This is a genomic window from Zestomonas carbonaria (genome assembly GCF_904061905.1).
GTDB lineage: Bacteria > Pseudomonadota > Gammaproteobacteria > Pseudomonadales > Pseudomonadaceae > Aquipseudomonas > Aquipseudomonas carbonaria.
In genome coordinates this window covers 1-912 of record NZ_CAJFCI010000027.1, presented here as the reverse complement: position 1 = coordinate 912, position 912 = coordinate 1, and the positions used below count along the sequence as shown (strand labels likewise).

Below are 912 nucleotides of genomic sequence, written 5' to 3'. Positions count from 1 at the left end.
GCTGGGCGTCGACTGGGTGGCGCTGTCCTTCGTGCAGCGCCCCGAGGACATCGTCGAGGCCCGCGAGCTGATCGGCGACAAGGCCTTCCTGATGGCCAAGATCGAAAAGCCCTCGGCGGTGCAGCACGTCGAGGCCATCGCCCGGCTGTGCGACGCGATCATGGTGGCGCGGGGCGACCTCGGCGTCGAAGTGCCGGCCGAGCACGTGCCGGGCATCCAGAAGGACATCATCGCCACCTGCCGGCGCCTCGGCCGTCCGGTGGTGGTCGCCACGCAGATGCTCGAATCCATGCGCTTCTCCCCCGCCCCGACCCGCGCCGAGGTCACCGACGTGGCCACCGCCGTCGCCGAGGGCACCGATGCGGTGATGCTCTCCGCCGAGACCGCCTCCGGCGACTACCCGCTGGAAGCCGTGCAGATGATGAGCAAGATCATCCGCCAGGTGGAGAACGGCCCCGACTACCAGGCCCAGCTCGACGTCGGCCGCCCCCAGGCCGAAGCCACCGCCTCCGACGCCATCAGTTGCGCGATCCGCCGCATCAGCGCCATCCTGCCGGTCGCCGCCCTGGTCAACTACACCGAGTCCGGCACCTCCAGCCTGCGCGCCTCCCGCGAACGGCCCACCGCCACCATCCTCAGCCTCACCCCGAGCCGGCACACCGCCCGCCGCCTCACCGTCGCCTGGGGCATCTACTCGGTGATCAACGAACGCCTGCAACAGGTCGAGGCCGTCAGCAGCACCGCCCTCCAGGCCGCCCAGGCCCAGGGCCTGGCCAAGCCCGGCGACACCGTGGTGATCACCGCCGGCATCCCCTTCGGGCAACCCGGCAGCACCAATACGCTGAGGATCGAGACGTTGCCGTGAAGGCCATGGCGCAGGTGGAGAGTGGAGCCGAGGTTCCACCCCGAGCG

Annotated in this window: 1 protein-coding gene; it reads left to right on the top strand. The window is 70.7% G+C overall.

Translation table 11 applies throughout. From position 1 onward, the window contains the following. Positions 1-865, top strand: an 865-nt coding sequence (locus PSEWESI4_RS05745) for a pyruvate kinase (RefSeq protein ID WP_235978879.1), incomplete at its 5' end; no start/stop codon positions are given. Positions 866-912 lie beyond the last annotated feature (47 nt).